The 15,518-nt window shown below is 71.8% G+C and carries 15 protein-coding genes and 1 pseudogene; 7 read left to right on the forward strand and 9 right to left on the reverse strand.

Features of this window, described 5'->3' with window-relative positions:
• The 3 genes from AB0D49_RS12695 to AB0D49_RS12705 all read left to right on the forward strand — a co-directional run.
• The coding region (locus AB0D49_RS12695) for a hypothetical protein (protein WP_362755287.1) at positions 1 to 233 on the forward strand (233 nt) is incomplete at its 5' end.
• A gap of 539 nt (positions 234 to 772) precedes the next feature.
• A complete protein-coding gene (locus AB0D49_RS12700) occupies positions 773 to 1,222 on the forward strand; it encodes a DoxX family protein (RefSeq protein ID WP_362755290.1) in 450 nt (149 codons plus the stop codon).
• 114 nt (positions 1,223 to 1,336) lie between these two features.
• A complete protein-coding gene (locus tag AB0D49_RS12705) occupies positions 1,337 to 1,735 on the forward strand; it encodes a Zn-ribbon domain-containing OB-fold protein (RefSeq protein ID WP_362755293.1) in 399 nt (132 codons plus the stop codon).
• 109 nt (positions 1,736 to 1,844) lie between these two features.
• Here the strand turns inward: AB0D49_RS12705 and AB0D49_RS12710 are convergent, their stop codons facing one another.
• Entirely contained in the window at positions 1,845 to 3,098 is a 1,254-nt protein-coding gene (locus AB0D49_RS12710) for an MFS transporter (RefSeq protein ID WP_362755296.1), read from the reverse strand.
• 66 nt (positions 3,099 to 3,164) lie between these two features.
• On the opposite strand from AB0D49_RS12710, the gene AB0D49_RS12715 reads away from it, so the two are divergent.
• Both AB0D49_RS12715 and AB0D49_RS12720 read left to right on the forward strand, forming a co-directional pair.
• A complete protein-coding gene (locus tag AB0D49_RS12715; protein WP_362755299.1) occupies positions 3,165 to 3,524 on the forward strand; it encodes a MerR family transcriptional regulator in 360 nt (119 codons plus the stop codon).
• Positions 3,525 to 3,675: 151 nt separating this feature from the next.
• Positions 3,676 to 4,947 carry a hypothetical protein gene (locus AB0D49_RS12720; protein ID WP_362755302.1) on the forward strand — a complete coding sequence of 424 codons (1,272 nt, stop codon included), beginning with the start codon at positions 3,676 to 3,678 and terminating at the stop codon, positions 4,945 to 4,947.
• 16 nt (positions 4,948 to 4,963) lie between these two features.
• On the opposite strand, the gene AB0D49_RS12725 is transcribed toward AB0D49_RS12720, so the two are convergent.
• Together AB0D49_RS12725 and AB0D49_RS12730 are read right to left on the reverse strand one after the other, a co-directional pair.
• Positions 4,964 to 5,650 carry a pyridoxal 5'-phosphate synthase gene (locus tag AB0D49_RS12725; RefSeq protein ID WP_362755304.1) on the reverse strand — a complete coding sequence of 229 codons (687 nt, stop codon included), beginning with the start codon at positions 5,648 to 5,650 and terminating at the stop codon, positions 4,964 to 4,966.
• A gap of 87 nt (positions 5,651 to 5,737) precedes the next feature.
• Positions 5,738 to 6,163 carry a pyridoxamine 5'-phosphate oxidase family protein gene (locus AB0D49_RS12730; protein WP_362755307.1) on the reverse strand — a complete coding sequence of 142 codons (426 nt, stop codon included), beginning with the start codon at positions 6,161 to 6,163 and terminating at the stop codon, positions 5,738 to 5,740.
• Positions 6,164 to 6,429: 266 nt separating this feature from the next.
• Between AB0D49_RS12730 and AB0D49_RS12735 the strand changes: the two are divergent.
• Positions 6,430 to 7,636: pseudogene (locus AB0D49_RS12735) on the forward strand (helix-turn-helix domain-containing protein).
• A 10-nt stretch (positions 7,637 to 7,646) separates the two neighbouring features.
• On the opposite strand, the gene AB0D49_RS12740 reads toward AB0D49_RS12735, so the two are convergent.
• Entirely contained in the window at positions 7,647 to 8,141 is a 495-nt protein-coding gene (locus AB0D49_RS12740) for a GNAT family N-acetyltransferase (protein ID WP_362755309.1), read from the reverse strand.
• Positions 8,138 to 9,418, reverse strand: a complete 1,281-nt coding sequence (locus tag AB0D49_RS12745; RefSeq protein ID WP_362755312.1) for a hypothetical protein — start codon at positions 9,416 to 9,418, stop codon at positions 8,138 to 8,140. The genes AB0D49_RS12740 and AB0D49_RS12745 overlap by 4 nt, the downstream gene beginning before the upstream one ends.
• A 200-nt stretch (positions 9,419 to 9,618) precedes the next feature.
• Between AB0D49_RS12745 and AB0D49_RS12750 the strand changes: the two genes are divergently transcribed.
• Complete coding sequence (locus tag AB0D49_RS12750; RefSeq protein WP_362755314.1) at positions 9,619 to 10,329, forward strand: DUF6415 family natural product biosynthesis protein; 711 nt, start codon at positions 9,619 to 9,621, stop codon at positions 10,327 to 10,329.
• On the opposite strand, the gene AB0D49_RS12755 is transcribed toward AB0D49_RS12750, so the two are convergent.
• The 4 genes from AB0D49_RS12755 to AB0D49_RS12770 all read right to left on the reverse strand — a co-directional run bounded on the left by AB0D49_RS12755 (position 10,244) and on the right by AB0D49_RS12770 (position 15,517).
• Entirely contained in the window at positions 10,244 to 11,689 is a 1,446-nt protein-coding gene (locus AB0D49_RS12755) for an aldehyde dehydrogenase family protein (protein WP_362755316.1), read from the reverse strand. The genes AB0D49_RS12750 and AB0D49_RS12755 overlap by 86 nt on opposite strands.
• Positions 11,686 to 13,416 (reverse strand): D-aminoacylase, encoded by a 1,731-nt coding sequence (locus tag AB0D49_RS12760; RefSeq protein ID WP_362755319.1) that lies wholly within the window; start codon positions 13,414 to 13,416, stop codon positions 11,686 to 11,688. The genes AB0D49_RS12755 and AB0D49_RS12760 overlap by 4 nt, the downstream gene beginning before the upstream one ends.
• 42 nt (positions 13,417 to 13,458) lie before the next feature.
• Positions 13,459 to 14,577, reverse strand: a complete 1,119-nt coding sequence (locus tag AB0D49_RS12765) for an LLM class flavin-dependent oxidoreductase (protein ID WP_362755322.1) — start codon at positions 14,575 to 14,577, stop codon at positions 13,459 to 13,461.
• 163 nt (positions 14,578 to 14,740) lie between these two features.
• Entirely contained in the window at positions 14,741 to 15,517 is a 777-nt protein-coding gene (locus AB0D49_RS12770) for a glucose 1-dehydrogenase (RefSeq protein ID WP_362755325.1), read from the reverse strand.
• Position 15,518 lies beyond the last annotated feature (1 nt).

Raw genomic sequence — 15,518 nt, forward strand, 5'->3', positions numbered from 1 at the left:
GCGGGGTCTCTGGGCTCGTCCTGGCTTCCGGTCTCACCGTCCGGCCCGGCTGGCGTATCGGCGGGGTCTCTGGGCTCGTCCTGGCTTCCGGTCTCACCGTCCGGCCCGGCTGGCGTATCGGCGGGGTCTCTGGGCTCGTCCTGGCTTCCGGTCTCACCGTCCGGCCCGGCTGGCGTATCGGCGGGGTCTCTGGGCTCGTCCTGGCTTCCGGTCTCACCGCCCGCCCCGACTGACGCACCGGCGGGCCCCCCAAGCTCACCCTCGCTCCCGGCCTCACCGCCGCCCCCGTCCCCGGCAGCGTCACCCCGGTGCCCATCCCCGGCGCTCCCGCCAGGCGCCTCCCCGGCGCCTCCGCCAGGCGCCTCCCCCGCGCTCCCGCCAGACGTCTCCCCCGCGCCCGAAGACGCCTCCCCGGCGCTCCCGCCAGACGCCTCCCGGACCGGCGTTCGGGGCTGGTCCGGAGCCGGGTCCGCCGTCGGGTCCGTCGGGTCGGTGGGCGGGGTAGGGAGAGGCGCGGCGGAGGTCGGCGGCGCTGTGGGGTCGGCCATGGTCGGAGCGTAATCACCCCCGGGGTTGATTGGTCTCGGTCAAGACCGGAATTGGTTGCGGGTTGGTCACGCATGGAGTGGTTTGGGAGGGAGTGAGGCTGGTTTGTTGTCCGGAATTGCCGGTGAACGGAGCGCGGGTCGATGCTGACGCCTTGCGGATGGCCTGCGGATCCGCTGAACTGACGTACCGTCAGATTCATGGGCGGCGGCAGGGGAGTGGGCGTATGGACACGATCTGGCTCAGCGGGGCGGAGTGGCTGGCCGTGCTGCGGATCGGGCTCGGGCTGTGGTGGCTGGAGAGCTGGCGGCACAAGGACCGCAAGACCTGGTGCGAGGGCTCGGGGATCGCCTGGGCGGCCGGGATCGCCGCCAAGCACCGCTGGCAGCCGGTGCGTTCGGGGTTCACGGCGGTGGTGGCGCCCCGGCCGAAGACGATGGCGTACGTCGTGCTGTACGCGGAGCTGGCGCTCGGGCTCGGGCTGATCCTTGGCTTTCTGACGCCGGTCGCCCTGGTCGGTGGACTGCTGCTGAGCGCCCTCTACTTCGTCCTCATGGTGCACGACTGGGCGGAGCAGGGGCAGAACTCGATGATGGCGTTGATCTCGGTGGTGGCGCTGTTCGGGATGTCCTGGCAGACCTGGTCGGTGGACGGGGCGCTGGGGTGGTTCGGGTGACACCGGGACACCGGGTGACGGGGGGATGGTTCGGTGCCCCCCGCATGGATCAGGTGACGCGGGGACGGACCCGATGAGGCCGGGACGGACCGGGTGACGGGGGCGGTGGGCGGGATGGACGTGCGGTACGACCTTCCGGAGCCGGACGGCTTCACGCGGACGTACTGGGACGCGGCGGCCGAGGGGCGGTTGCTGATCCGGCGCTGTGGGGCGTGCGGGCGGGCTCATCACTACCCGCGGGAGTTCTGCCCGTACTGCTGGAGCGAGACGGTCGACTGGTGTCCCGCGTCCGGTCGGGCCGTGCTCTACACCTGGTCGGTCGTGCACCGCAACGATCTGCCTCCGTTCGGCGGGCGGACGCCGTATGTGGCGGCCGTGGTCGATCTCGCCGAGGGGCCCCGGATGATGACGGAGGTCGTGGGGTGCGGGGCGGGGGAGTTGCGGGCGGGGATGGAGCTGGAGGTGGTGTTCCGGGACGGGGTGCCGGTGTTCGGGCCGGTCGCGGGGGAGTGAGGCCACCGGTTCACGGGGCTGACCTCGCTGACGCCGCTCACCTTGCTGACCCCGCCGACCCTGCTGACGCCGCTCACCTCGCTGACCCCGCCGACCCCGCTGACCCCGCTCACCTCGCCGACGGCGATGACGGCTCGGTCGCCCCAGGGCGGCTCGGCGGGAAGCCATGGCGGCGGGCGGCGGTCACGATCGCGAGGACCGGGGCGAGCAGGGCGAGGACGGACCACGGGAACGCGCCGGGCCCGAGGGCGTCCAGGAGGACGCCGCCGACGATGCCGCCCCCGGCGATGGCGGCGTTCCACAGGGTGACCAGGAGGGACTGCGCGGTGTCGGCGGCGTCCCCGGCGGCGTCGGCGACGGCGGTCTGGAACAGGGACGCGGCGCCGCCGAAGCCGAGCCCCCACAGCGCGGCGGCGGCATGGACGGTGAGGGCGTTGCCGGAGGGCAGGGCGAGGACGGTGGCGGAGACGGCGAACAGGACCGTACCGGCGAGGGTGAGCAGCCGTAGCCGCCGGTCGATCCGGGCGCCGACGACCACGATCCCGGCGACGGACGCGACCCCGAAGGCGAACAGCACGGTGTCGACGGAGCCGCCGAGCCCGAGCCGGTCGAGGAAGGTCGCGATGTACGTGTAGAGGATGTTGTGGGCCAGCACGAAGGCCAGGGTGACGCACAGGACGGGCAGGACGCCGGGCACGCGCAGGGTCCGGGCGACACCGGCCCGGTGGCCGCGCGGCTGTCCGGGGAAGTCCGGGACGGCGACGGCGATCCACAGGGCGAGCGCGGCGGCGAGCGCGGTCATCGTCCAGAAGGCGACCCGCCAGCCGAGCGACTGGCCCAGCAGGGTGCCCGCGGGCACGCCGAGCGAGAGCGCGAGCGGGGCGCCCGCCATGGCGATGGTCAGTGCCCTGCCCTGGAGCGGGCCGGGGACCAGGCGGCGGGCGTATCCGGCCAGCATCGCCCAGACGAGTCCGGCCGCGACCCCGGCGACGAACCGGGCGGCCAGGGTGAGCGGGTAGTGGGCGGACACGGCGGTGACCGCGTTGGCGACGGCGAATCCGGCCATGGTGATCAGCAGCAGCCGTCTGCGGCGCCAGGTGGAGGTGGCGGCGGACAGCGGGATCGCGGCGGCGGCGGAACCGATCGCGTAGACGGTCACGGTCTGTCCCGCGGCGGACTCGCCGACCCCGAGGTCCGTGCTCAGGGCGGGCAGCACACCGGCCGGGAGCGCCTCGGTCAGGAGGGTGATGAAGGCGGCGGCGGCCAGCGCGGTGAGGGCCGCCAGGGTGGGGGCGGAGAGGCGGTCGGGGACGGAGGGAGCGAGGGGCGGCGTCACGCCGGTCCCGCTGGTGTCGGAGCGCATACGCGTATGCTCGAACCTTGACATCGATGTGAAGGTCAAGCGCGTGGGAACGGACGGTGGGCCCGGATGCGGATCGGTGAACTGGCGGCGCGTACGGACACGTCCCCGCGGCTGCTGCGCTACTACGAGGAGCAGGGCCTGATCGTCCCGGACCGGGCGGCGAACGGCTACCGGGAGTACGACGACCGGCTGGTCGACCGGGTGATGCAGATCCGGGGCCTGCTGGACGCGGGCCTGCCGACCCGGATCATCCGGCAGATCCTGCCCTGTCTCGACCAGCCGCGGGCGATCCATTTCTCCGACGCGACCCCCGAGATGATCAGCACGCTGGAACACGAGCTGGACCGGATGACGGCCCGTATCCGCTGTCTCACCCGCAACCGCGACGCGATCTCGGGCTATCTGGCGGCGGTACGGGGCCGCTGAGCCGGATGGCCGGAATGGGCCCCTGTCGCCGATTTCCCTCCGACTTCCCTCCGTCTTTCCTCCATCTTTCCTCCATTTCGCCTGAACTGACCGCGTGCCCGGAGACGTTGTGCCGCATGTCCTGACGCGTGCATCGGAAGGCGGACGACCTGTGAGTGACACCAGCTACAACTCCGACCTGGCCTACAAATCGCCGTCGTCCGACTCCTCGGACGACACCTTTCGCCACCAGGTCGGCCCGATCGTCTTCGAGGCCACCTCGGACACCCGGAAGATGAAGAAGATCGCCGAAGCCGTCGAGGCGTTGGCCGCGGAGAGTTCCGCCTTCCAGGCCGCTCTCTCCGCGGCGGGTGAACACGGCCTCCTCACCGTACGGTTCGGGACTCCGCATACGAGGACGGGTGCCGCGGAGTGGAAGCCGGAGGACCGGGTGATCCTGCTCGATCCGAATTTCCGGGCGGGACTGGAGGGCCGGGACAACACCAGCCGGCTGATCGGGGCCTGTGCGTTCGAGACCCTCAATGCCGCCTCCGAGTCGGAGCGGCTCGGCTGGGAGGAGTGGGCGGGCCAGGGATGGGTCGACTACTGGGCTGAGCAGCAGGGATGGACGGGAGGCCAGTACTTCGGCCTCCAGATGGAGCACATCGAGTTCAACAACACCCTGACCCACCGGCAGATCATGGAGGAGGTCGGAAAGTCGAATTCGAGTGCGAACCTCTTCAAGAATCAGCCGCGGGATTTCAACTCCCACTACCTACTCCAGAGCCAGCCGGGCCCCAGGGGCGAGGCGCCGCACGTGGAGACCAGTGAGGCCCGCTACAACGTCGTCATGAGCGACTACCGCCGGGCGCATGGCATCACGATCCCGCCCACGCCCCTGCCGGTAGGGCCGCAGTACGGGCCCGTGCGATGGAATCCGGATGTGCCGAGTTCGCACACGGCACCGTCCGTGGCGGTGTCGAGCTGGAGGGAGTCTCCCGTGGGCCCGACCTGGGGCCAGCCCGAGGAGACGGAGGCGCAGCAGTGGGACCAGTCCGCGGAGCAGCCGCAATGGGACCCGTCCATGGCGGCGTCGTACCAGGACCAGTACGCGACGGGGCAGGAATGGCCGTCGAACGTGGCCGTGTCGCAGTGGCAGCGGACCCCGCAGTACTCGCAGTACGGCACGCAGCCGTCGCAGTACTCCGACCCTGGACCTTCCGGGGATCAGAACGCCGCGCTCGCGAGTGCGATCGGGAACCTCTCTCTCGGGAGCGGTGGCGGCCACTCACACCACTCCGGCCACAAGGCCGACCGTTCCGCCAAGTCCCACACATCGGGCAAGCCTTCGAAGTCGTCGTCCAAGTCGTCGTCCGCCAAGCCGCCCAAGTCGTCGTCCTCCTCCAAGAAGGACAGCAAGGGCAAGGGCAAGGGCAAGGGCTAGTGACGGCGCGGGGCGGTTACGGCCACAGCAGTTCCGTGCGCCAGCCGCCCGCCCCCGCCTCCTCCCCCTGGTCCCTCCGATACCGCAGCCGTACATGTCGGCGCGCCGCGTCGCCCTGGAAGAACTCCACCTCGTCGGGCTGGAGCCGGTAGAGGGTCCAGGTCGGCGCGGGCGTGTCCGGCGCGGACCGCGCCCGTTCCCACGACCGCGCCGAGCGCCGGGCCAGTTCGTCCAGCGACCCGAGGACCTCGCTCTGCCCGCCGGTCAGCGCCGCGGCGAGGGCGCCGGTCGAGCGGGCGTGCAGATCGGCCTGGCTCTCGTCGGCCGGAGCGGCGTGCACCGCGCCCCGCACCCGCACCTGGCGGCCCAGCGCCGACCAGTAGAAACCGAGGGCGGCGTACGGGGTCGCGGCGAGCTGCCGTCCCTTGCGGCTGGTGGCGTGCGTGGCGAACGACCAGCCGTCCGCGTCCGCGCCGTGCAGCATCACCGTACGGACGTCGGGGTGGCCGTCGTCGTCCGCCGTGGCCAGCGACATGGTGTGCGGCTCCGGCTGCCCCGCCGCCACCGCCTCCGCGAACCAGTCCGCGAAGAGGGGGAGCGGGGACGCCGGTGCCGTGTCCGGGGCGAGCGGGGGGAGCGTGGTGCGCTCGGGGTCCCATACCCGCAGGGACGTCAGCAGTGCGGGGAGGTCGTCGGGGTGCATGGGGGGAGTATGACCCGGGGGCCCGAGGCGGCCCCGACGACCCGGTGACGACTCATGACATACGACGGCCCGGTCGCGAGCCCCCTGCTACAGCGACCCGAGGTCGGACGACACCCACCGCTCGGGACGCATGGTCAGGACGACCATGTCCCCGTTGTTCTTCCAGGAGAAGTCGACGTACGCCTCCAGCTTCCCGGCCGGGAGGTAGCGGGCGGACACCTCCCGGAGCTGCTCGATGGTGGCCGGGGTCTCGTCCACGACCGGGCCCTCCACGGAGACATAGCGGACGGTGGGCTCGACCCGGTCGACCAGCAGGGTGAAGCGTCCGGCGGCCTTGATCAGCCGGTGCTTGCGGGAGTTCAGGCCGGTCATGACCCAGGCGTCGCCGCCGGGCGTGTAGCTGTACCAGATGGGCACGGCGAGCGGGGCGCGACCCGCGCCCCCGTCGACGGCCAGCGCTGCAATGTGGGGCTCTGCGAGGAACTGCTCACGCTGTTCGTGGCTCAGGGCCATGTACGGATCGCCTCCAACGGCTCATCGCTCGTCACCGGTCATGGTGCTGAAGGCGACAACAGCGATTCACGTCCGTGTGTTTCGTCCTGGCGCCCCGGATGTGGTCCAGCCGGGTGAGCCGGACGGCGGGCGAGGGCGAGCAGATGGGAACGGGCGGCTCCGCCGGTCGGGCGGCGGTGAGCGCGGATTCGAAGAGGGGTGTGTCGGAGATCGCCGGATAGTTCCACCCGCGCCCGCCCGCAGTGCCACCCGCGTACCGTGGCCCCGTGGCGACCGAAGACCTGGGGCGGGCCCTGCGGCGGCTGCGCCGACTCGCCTCCTTGACGCAGGAGGAGCTGGCCGGGCGGTCCGGTGTGTCCGTGGAGGTGATCCGGCAGCTCGAACAGCACCGGAAGCACTCCGCGCGGCTGCCCACCCTGCATGCGCTGGCGAACGGGCTCGGCGTGGAGCTGACGACCTTGCTGGGCGACCCGCCCGCGCTCGCCTCGACCGGCGAGAACGACGGACCCCGGTTCGTGGCCGTACGGCGGGCCGTCATGCCGGTGCTCTGGGGACCGGCGCCGGAGCAGCCGGGTCCCGGCTTCTCGCTCACCGCGCTGCGCGAGCGGATCGCGGACGGCTGGACGCGGTACCACTCCGCCGAGTTCGACACGGTGATGCAGGCGCTGCCCGACCTGATCGCGGACGCGCGCACGGCTGCGGCCTCGGCGGACGGCGACGACCGGACCGCCGGGTTCGTGGCGCTCGGCAAGGCGCTCCAGCTCGCCGGTCATGTCGCCGTACGGATGGGGAAGACGGACCTCGCGCTGATCGGCCTGGAGCGGGCCCATAGAGGCGGCCGGACATGCCGCCGACCCGCTGCTGGCGCCGATGATCGTCAACTCGGTGGCCTGGACGTACCAACGGCAGGGACGGCTGGACGACGCCCTGAGTATCGCCCTGCACAGCGCGGACGGCCTCCGGGACGGCGGGCACACGGCCACCGCCGACGGTCTGAAGGTCTGGGGCGCGCTGACCATGTCCGCCGCCACGTCGGCCGCGCGCGGGGGCGACTACGACCGGGCCGCCGCGCTGATGACGCACGCCGAGACCGAGGCGGGCCGGGTGGCCAAGCTGCCGGATGCGGGGGACAAACGCATGGTCAGCGTGTTCAGCCCGGCGTCCGTTCGGATCGAGCGGGTCCGGCTGGCCGTGCAGTACGGCCGTCCACAGGACGCCCTCGCCCTCGCGCAGGGCATACGGCTGGGCAAGGATGTGCCCCCGTCCTGGCGGACCTGGTTCCTGCTCGACATGGCCCGCGCCCACACGGACCTCGGTGACGCGGTGAAGGCCCTCGAATCGCTGCGCAAGGTGGCGCCTGCGTGGCTGCGGCACCACACCCTGGCCGTGGCGATCGTCCGCGATCTGCGGGCGCTGCCCGATCACCCGCCGGGGCTGGACGCGTTGGCGGAGTTCCTGGGCATCGACCTCTGACGCCTTGCGGCTACTCCGGGCGCAGGTCCAGGACCATCACGTCGTACAGCGGGGAGTCGGGGAACGGCAGCTTCTCACCGGCCCGCTGGTAGTCCCAGCGCTCGTACAGGGCGCGGAGCCGCGGGCGTTCGCGGCGGACCAGGAGTTCGGCGCGGTCCTCGCGGCGGTGGCTCATCAGTTCGTCGTGCATCACACGCGAGATGCCGCGCTTGCGCCACCTCGCGCGCAGCATGTTCTCGCAGAGTTTGAACGTGGTGGCGTCCTGGCGGGAGGTGAAACCGTAGGTGAAGCCCACCACCTCCGCGCCGACCTCGGCGACGACACAGCCCCAGCCTCCGGCGCCGACATGGCCGTCCAACCGCTCCTCGAAGCGCTCCAGGGAGAAGAACGGGTTGGTGGCGATCTCGTCCGCGTACACATCGGAGTACACGTCGAGGATCGTGCTGCGGATCTCTGCGAGTCGGGGGCTGGTGTAGTAGCTGGTCGTCAGGAGATCCACGGTCATGGGGTCACCGCCTTGTATCGTTCCGAGAATGCCGTGGCGCCGGGCGCACCACGGTTCAGCAGTATGTCGCGCAGTTGATCCAGGCGGGCGGCGATCCGTGCACTGCGCACGCCGGGCAGGAGTTTGAGGGCGTCGTCGGCGGCTGAAACTGCCTCCTCCAGTTCCCCGGCGTCGCCCAAGGCACGGGCGAGCCGTACCCGTGCGGCGAACTTGTTGCGCTGGAAGGGAGTCGCCTCTACGGAGTGCAGGGCGGCGCGGGCCGAGTCGACCGCCCGCGCACCGTCGCGCAGATCGAGGAAGCAGAGGGTCGTCGTCGCCGCGATTTCCCCGGCGTTGAAGAAGCCAAGCCACTGCTGCGGCACGTCGGCCTCTTTGTCGAACTCGATCTCGGCGTGCAGCAGAGAGCGGGCGCACCAGCCCGCCTCACGCTGGATGGCGTGCCCCTGGGCGACACGGGTGTGCAGCAGTGCGGACAACTGGCCGTCCCGGCGACCGCGTGTCCGGTCCAGCGCGGCGCGCGCGATGGCGACCGCCTCGCCTCCGTACCCCAACTGCCAGGCTTGGTGCGACATAGACGACCACACCCGGGCCTGGAGGAGGGCATTGCCCGCGAGCAGGGCGTAGCGCAGCGCCGTGTCCCAGTGACGGCGTGCGTCCTCCTGGCGGCGTGCGTCGAACGCGAACCAGCCCGCGCTCGTGGCCATCTCGCCCAGCGCTGTGTAGAGCTGCTCCTGAGCTCGGCCGCTGATGGTGCAGCGCCGGGCAGCAGCCTCCACGTACTCGATGTACTGAGCCGCGACGTCTGCGACTCTCACGCCGCCGTGGAGATCGTCGATCCGATGCAGCCCCGCCGCCGCGGCCTTGATCCGTCCGATGTCGGACATTCCGAGGCGGCCCGAATCGGGCAGCGGCGGCAGAGTGAGCAGACTGCCGGTGATGCCGAGGACGAAAGTGCGGCGAATCACGGGCGCTTCCTGTGGGCGGGGCTGTTCTGACGCCCGCACGGTAACCCCGTCGGCACCGGCGGCGGGAGACCTGAATCCCAGTTCGTCCACCGGACATCCGAATACGGCTTCGAGTGACTCCCGCCCCCGCGTGCGCGGCCAGTCGACCTCCCCGTTCAGCCAACGGCCCACGAGTCGGGCGGTGCAGTTGCCAAGGGCACCGGTGCGCCGTTCGGTCGCCTGGTTGACCGCCGTCGCGAGTCCTTCCCGGGTGAAGCCGTACTCGGCCATCAGCCGACGAAGCGTCTGGTTTCCCTGGGGTTCGTCGCGCATCACCTCTCCTCACCACGGGCGGCTCAACCGTAACCGAGCGATGACGCTGCGTGCAGGGAAACGATGGGCGCGGGAGAACTGTCCCTGTGGCGTGAAGCAGGTCCGGGGCGAAGTTTCCTTTCCGGCCCAGCAGCCGGGGCCCGAGGGTGGTCTCCCATCGCAGTACGACCCTGACCGTCGACGCCAGGAGCCCCCCCCACATGCCGAACCCCACCCCCCACCCACCCGCCGCCAAAATGACCATCGAGGTCTACACCGTCACCCGCGACGGCGCGGTCACCTCCCCCCGCACCACCGTCGTCGTCCCCCACACCTACGAACCACCACCCGACCAGCGCGGCCCTCAGCTACCACCCTGCGCCTGTCCCCTTCACCACCCCGCGCCCACGGCCCCCGCGCCCCTTCCGTCCTCCACCGGCATCATGCGGGCCTACGCCTCCTGGCTCCTCGATCAGACGGCCGTTCCCCGGGTCGCCACCACCCAGCGGTTCGGGCGGGACTTCCATGCCTACGTCACCGCACTCGTCCCGGCCACCGAGCATCTCGCCCGCGCCCTGGCCCCGGACGACATTCCCGCCGCCCTCGCCCTCGTCAGTGCCGACACCGCCCGGCGGCGGCTCGCCGAGCGCCCGGATGCCGTCGCCGCCCGCGACCTCGCCCGTGTCCGGCGGCTCGCCCAGTCCGTCGTCGCTCTCTGCGATCACCACGACGCCCTCACCGGGGTCCTCATGTGTCTGATCTGCGACCGGCCCATCGAGCCCGGTGACTGTCATGTCGCCTATGACACGCCCAGTCGGCGCATCCACCGCCGGTGCGCCCCGGCCCTCACCCCGGCCACACGATCGCCTGTACCTCGCTGTACGCGTGCAGTGCGTAACTCCCCACATCCCGCCCCACCCCGCTCGACTTGAACCCCCCGAACGGCGCCTCCATGTTGCGGCCGACCGTGTTCACGCCCACCCCGCCCGCGCGTAGCCGCCGGGCCACGCGGAACGCGCGGGCCGTGTCCGCCGACCAGACGTAGTCGATCAGGCCGTACTCCGAGTCGTCGGCCAGGGCGACGGCCTCCTCCTCGTCGTCGAAGGGGAGCACGCACACCACCGGGCCGAAGATCTCCTCCCGCACCACCCGCATCCCGCTGGTGCAGTCCGCCAACAGCGTCGGCTGGACGTAGAAGCCGTGCGGCAGGGACGGGCGTTCGCCGCCGGCCCGCAGCACCGCGCCCTCCTCGCGGCCCAGTTCCACATACGCCTCCACCCGGTCGCGGTGGGCCGCCGAGATCACCGGGCCCACCACCGTCGCCCGGTCGCGCGGGTCGCCCACCTGGAGGCGGGCAGCGTAGGCCGCCAGGCGGTCCACCAGGTGGTCGTACACGGCACGCTGGGCCAGCACCCGTGTCGGTGCCGTGCAGATCTGGCCGCTGTAGAAGGAGAACGCCGTGCCGATGCCGGACACCGCCGCGTCCAGGTCCGCGTCCTCGAAGACGAGTGCCGCGCCCTTGCCGCCCAGCTCCATGAGCTGGCGTTTCATGCCGCGTCCGCAGACTTCCGCGATGCGTCTGCCGACCGCCGTCGAGCCGGTGAAGCTGACCATGTCGACATCCGGGGAGTCGACCGCCGCCTCCCCGACCTCCACCGCCCGCCCCGACACCACGTTCACCACACCCGGCGGCACCCCGGCCGCCTCCAGCGCCTCCGCCATCCGGTACACCGACAGCGGGTCCTGCGGCGCCGGTTTCACCACCACCGTGTTGCCCATCGCCAGCGCCGGGGCGATCTTTCCCGCCGGGTTGGCCCAGGGGTTGTTGTACGAGGTGATGCAGGTGACCACGCCCACCGGCTGGCGGACGGCCAAGGCGCCCAGGACTCCGCCCCGGCCCATCACACCCGCCTCCGTCACCTGCGGCGCGATCGCCCACTCCGCCGGTTCCATCCGCGCGTACCGGCGGAACCGCGCCGCCGCCACCCCGACCTGCATCGCCCGTGCCGTCGCCGTCGTCGCGCCGGTCTCCGCCTGGGCCAGCTCCGCGTACGGCACCAGACGCTCCCGGATGATGTCCGCCGCCCGGCCCAGCAGCGCCGTACGGGTCTCGGCGGGCGTGCGCGACCACGGGCCCAGCGCCTCCCGTGCCGCCGCGCAGGCCGCGTACACCTGGGCCCGGGACGCCTCCGGCGCGAGGCCCACGACCTCCTCGGTCGCCGGGTCCACCACCTCGTAGTGGCCGCCCTCCGGGGGCACCCACGCGCCGCCCACGTACAGCGACTGCGTCATCGGGTGCTCACCGTCGCCGTGTCGCGGCCCGAACGCAGGACCCGGCCCGGTACCGCGCCCGTCACCACGTCGTCGCGGATCGCCGCCACGCCGTTCACCCACACCGCCTTCACGCCGAGGGCCCTGGAGTCCAGGCGGGGGCTGTCGCCGGGGAGGTCGTGGACCAGGGTCGCCGGGCCCGCCTCGACGCGCTCCGGGTCGAACAGGACCAGGTCGGCGTGGTAGCCCCGCTGTATCCGGCCCCGGTCGCGCAGGCCGAACAGGCGGGCCGGGTCGTCGGTCAGCATCCGTACCGCCTGTTCCAGCCCGACCAGCTTCCGGCCGCGCAGGCAGTCGCCCAGGAAGCGGGTCGTGTACGGGGCGCCGCACATCCGGTCCAGGTGCGCGCCCGCGTCGGAGCCGCCCAGCAGGACGTCCTCGTGGCGCCAGGTCTCGGCGCGCAGCGCCCAGGACGCCGGGTCGTTGTCGGTCGGCATCGGCCACAGGACCGTCCGCAGGTCGTCCCGCGCGCAGATCTCCACCAGGCAGGTGAAGGGGTCCTCGCCGCGTTCGGCGGCGATGTCCGCCACGATCCGGCCGGTGAGGCCCTCGTTGGCGGTGCTGTAGGTGTCGCCGATGACATACCGGGCGAAGTTCGTGAGGCGGCGGAAGACGCCCGCCTCCTTCGACTGGGCCCGGCGCAGCAGTTCCGCGCGGACCTCCGGGTCGCGGAGCCGTTCGATCCGCTCGGGCACGGGGAGCGCCAGCGTCTCGCCCCAGCCGGGGATCAGGTTCAGCGCGCAGAACGTGCCCAGGGACATGTTCATCGGCGTGAGGATCGGCATGGTCAGCGCGACGATCCGGCCGCCCGCCCGCCGCGCCCGCTCGCTGGCCAGCAACTGGCGCGGCACCCGCTCGGGCACGGCCGCGTCGATCGTCAGCACGTTCCAGTTCAGCGGGCGTCCAGCCGCCGCGCTCATCTCCACCAGCAGATCGATCTCCGCGTCGCTGAACTGGTCCAGACAGCCCGCGACGATCGCCTCGATCTGCGTGCCCTCGTGCTCCCCCACCGCCCGGGACAGCGCCAGCAGTTCGGCGGGGTCCGCGTGCCGGGACGCCACGGGCTGTCCGTCGCCGTCGGCGTGCGTGCCGGACTGGGTGGTGGACAGGCCCCACGCCCCGGCCGCCATCGCGTCCCGCAGCAGCGCCACCATCGCGTCCAGTTGCGCGGGGGTCGGTCGGCCGCCCACCGCATCCGGTCCCATCACGTGGCGGCGCAGCGCGCAGTGGCCCACCATGAAACCGGCGTTGACCGCGATCCGGCCCTCCAGCGCGTCCAGGTACTCGCCGAAGCCGTGCCAGGTCCAGGGCGCCCCCTCCTCCAGCGCCACCAGCGCCATGCCCTCCACCCGGGCCATCATCCGCCGGGTGTAGTCGGCGTCCTCGGGGCGGTCGGGGTGCAGAGGGGCCAGCGTGAAGCCGCAGTTCCCGGCGGCGACCGTGGTCACCCCGTGGTTCAGCGACGGGGTGGCGTACGGGTCCCAGAACAGCTGGGCGTCGTAGTGGGTGTGCGGGTCGACGAAGCCGGGCGCCAGCACCAGGCCCGTCGCGTCCTCCGACGTCCGGGCCGGTTCCGTCACCGTCCCCACGGCGGCGATCCGGCCGTCCCTGATGCCGACATCCGCCGTCCGCGCCGCCGCTCCGGTGCCGTCCACCACCAGCGCGCCCTTGATGACATGGTCAAGCACGGGCCATCGCCCCGCTCTCGCGCGGTCGCCGCTCCACAGCCCTCACGCCCCCGCCCGGAAGCGGGACGTCCGGTGCACCGGATCGGTGTCGATCTTCGGGATGACATGCTCGCCGATCAGCCGGATCGTGCGCAGGGTGTCCTCCTTCGGCACCCCCACCGGCAGCCCGAACGAGATCTGGTCCGCCCCGGCCCGCTCCCACCGCTCGCACTGCCGCAGCACCTCGTCCGGGTCGCCGCAGACCAGCAGCTCCTCCTCGATCATCAGCTCCACGAACTCGGCGGTGTACTCGGGCAGGGTCTCCGGCCAGACCGGGAAGCCCTCGGGGCGGGGGAAGGTGTCGTGGTAGCGGAAGACCAGCGACGGGAGGTAGTGCAGTCCGCCGTTCACGGCCACCTGGATCGCCTCGTCATGGGTGGGCGCGCAGATCGCCGTCGTCGTCACCATCACGTTGTCGTTGACGAAGTCCCCGACCGGCTCGGCGTCCACCACCGCCGTCTTGTACTGCTCCAGCACCCACTCCATGTCGGAGACCTTCTGCACACTGAAGCCCAGCACCCCGAGGCCCTTCTTCGCCGCCATCGCGTACGACGGGGGCGAACCGGCCGCGTACCACATCGCCGGGTGGGACTTGCCGTACGGCTTGGGGAGGATCTTGCGCGGTGGGAGGGACCAGTGCTTGCCCTGGAAGCCCGGGTACTCGTCCTGGAGCCACATCTTCGGGAACTCCGCGATGGTCTCCTCCCAGATCTCCTTGGTGTAGTTCATGTCGGTGATGCCGGGCAGGAAGCCGAGGATCTCGTGCGACCCGGCGCCGCGTCCGCTGCCGAACTCGAACCGGCCCTCGCTGAGGTGGTCGAGCATGGCGACCTTCTCGGCGACCTTCACCGGGTGGTTCACCTGGGCCAGCGGGTTGAAGATCCCGGAGCCCAGGTGGATGCGGTCGGTGGCGTGGGCGAGATAGCCGAGGAAGACGTCGTTGGCGGAGAGATGCGAGTACTCCTCCAGGAAGTGGTGCTCGGAGGCCCACGCGTACTTGAACCCGGCCCGGTCCGCCGCGATGACGTACTCGGTCTCCTCCATCAGCGCCTTGTGCTCGGCCAGCGGGTCGGTCTCGGCGCGCTTGCCCACATATCCCTGTACAAAGAGCCCGAATTCCAAGGCCGGTCACCCCTCCAAGAGATCCTTCACCGTTGTTCCGCGTGCTGTCGTTTCTGACGTTGTGTCAGATTCGAGTCCCGCCGACTGTGGCACCGCGCGCATGTAGCGTCAATAGCTGATGGGCCGTCAGAAACGGCGCTCAGGTGCTCCGCCCGGCGGCCGGTCACACCACCGACACCCCCGCCAGCCACCCCCCGTCGATCACGAACGGCTGCCCGGTGATGTACGACGAGTCCGCCGACGTCAGGAACAGCGCCAGCCGCGCCACCTCCTCCGGGCGCCCGATCCGGCCGAGCGGCACCAGCCTGCGGTACAGCCCGTCCAGTGACCGCCGCACCGCCTCCGGGTCCGCGTCCGGGTCCAGCGCGGTCGGGTCGGCCATCGCCGTGTCGATCACACCGGGGCACACCGCGTTGACCCTGATCCCGGCCCCGGCCAGCTCCAGCGCCGCGACCCGGGTCAAGCCCAGCACCGCGTGCTTGGACGCGGCGTACGCGCCGACCGCCGCCATCCCGGTGAGCCCGGTGTAGGACGCGGTGTTGACGATGGTCCCGCCCCCGGCCTCGGCGATCGGACCCGCGACGGCCTTGATCCCCAGGAAACAGCCGACCTGGTTCACCTTCACGACCTGCATGAACTCGTCCAGCGGCGTGTCGGCGAGGGCGTGGAAGCGCAGGATCCCGGCGTTGTTCACCAGCCCGTCGAGCCGTCCGTACGCGCCCAGCGCCGCCGCCACCGCCGTCCGCCACTGGGACTCCTCGCCCACGTCCAGATGGACGTACAGCGCGCCGATCTCCTTGGCGAGCGCCTCGCCCTGGTCGTCCAGCACATCGGCGACGACCACCTCGGCGCCCTCCGCCCGGAACAGCCGGGCCTCCTGTTCGCCCTGTCCGCGTGCCGCGCCGGTGACGATGACGACCCGGTCGTCCAGCTTGCCCATA

Origin of the sequence: Streptomyces sp. NPDC048290 (assembly GCF_040652095.1) — a bacterium.
In the GTDB taxonomy this organism is placed as follows: domain Bacteria; phylum Actinomycetota; class Actinomycetes; order Streptomycetales; family Streptomycetaceae; genus Streptomyces.

Coding starts and splice junctions, on each gene's coding strand:
- AB0D49_RS12740 (WP_362755309.1), bottom strand. CDS start 8,141: ATGACCGTGGATCTCCTGACGACCAGCTACTACACCAGCCCCCGACTC.
- AB0D49_RS12705 (WP_362755293.1), top strand. CDS start 1,337: ATGGACGTGCGGTACGACCTTCCGGAGCCGGACGGCTTCACGCGGACG.
- AB0D49_RS12730 (WP_362755307.1), bottom strand. CDS start 6,163: ATGGCCCTGAGCCACGAACAGCGTGAGCAGTTCCTCGCAGAGCCCCAC.
- AB0D49_RS12715 (WP_362755299.1), top strand. CDS start 3,165: ATGCGGATCGGTGAACTGGCGGCGCGTACGGACACGTCCCCGCGGCTG.
- AB0D49_RS12700 (WP_362755290.1), top strand. CDS start 773: ATGGACACGATCTGGCTCAGCGGGGCGGAGTGGCTGGCCGTGCTGCGG.
- AB0D49_RS12725 (WP_362755304.1), bottom strand. CDS start 5,650: ATGCACCCCGACGACCTCCCCGCACTGCTGACGTCCCTGCGGGTATGG.
- AB0D49_RS12710 (WP_362755296.1), bottom strand. CDS start 3,098: ATGCGCTCCGACACCAGCGGGACCGGCGTGACGCCGCCCCTCGCTCCC.
- AB0D49_RS12755 (WP_362755316.1), bottom strand. CDS start 11,689: ATGACGCAGTCGCTGTACGTGGGCGGCGCGTGGGTGCCCCCGGAGGGC.
- AB0D49_RS12750 (WP_362755314.1), top strand. CDS start 9,619: ATGCCGAACCCCACCCCCCACCCACCCGCCGCCAAAATGACCATCGAG.
- AB0D49_RS12745 (WP_362755312.1), bottom strand. CDS start 9,418: ATGCGCGACGAACCCCAGGGAAACCAGACGCTTCGTCGGCTGATGGCC.
- AB0D49_RS12770 (WP_362755325.1), bottom strand. CDS start 15,517: ATGGGCAAGCTGGACGACCGGGTCGTCATCGTCACCGGCGCGGCACGC.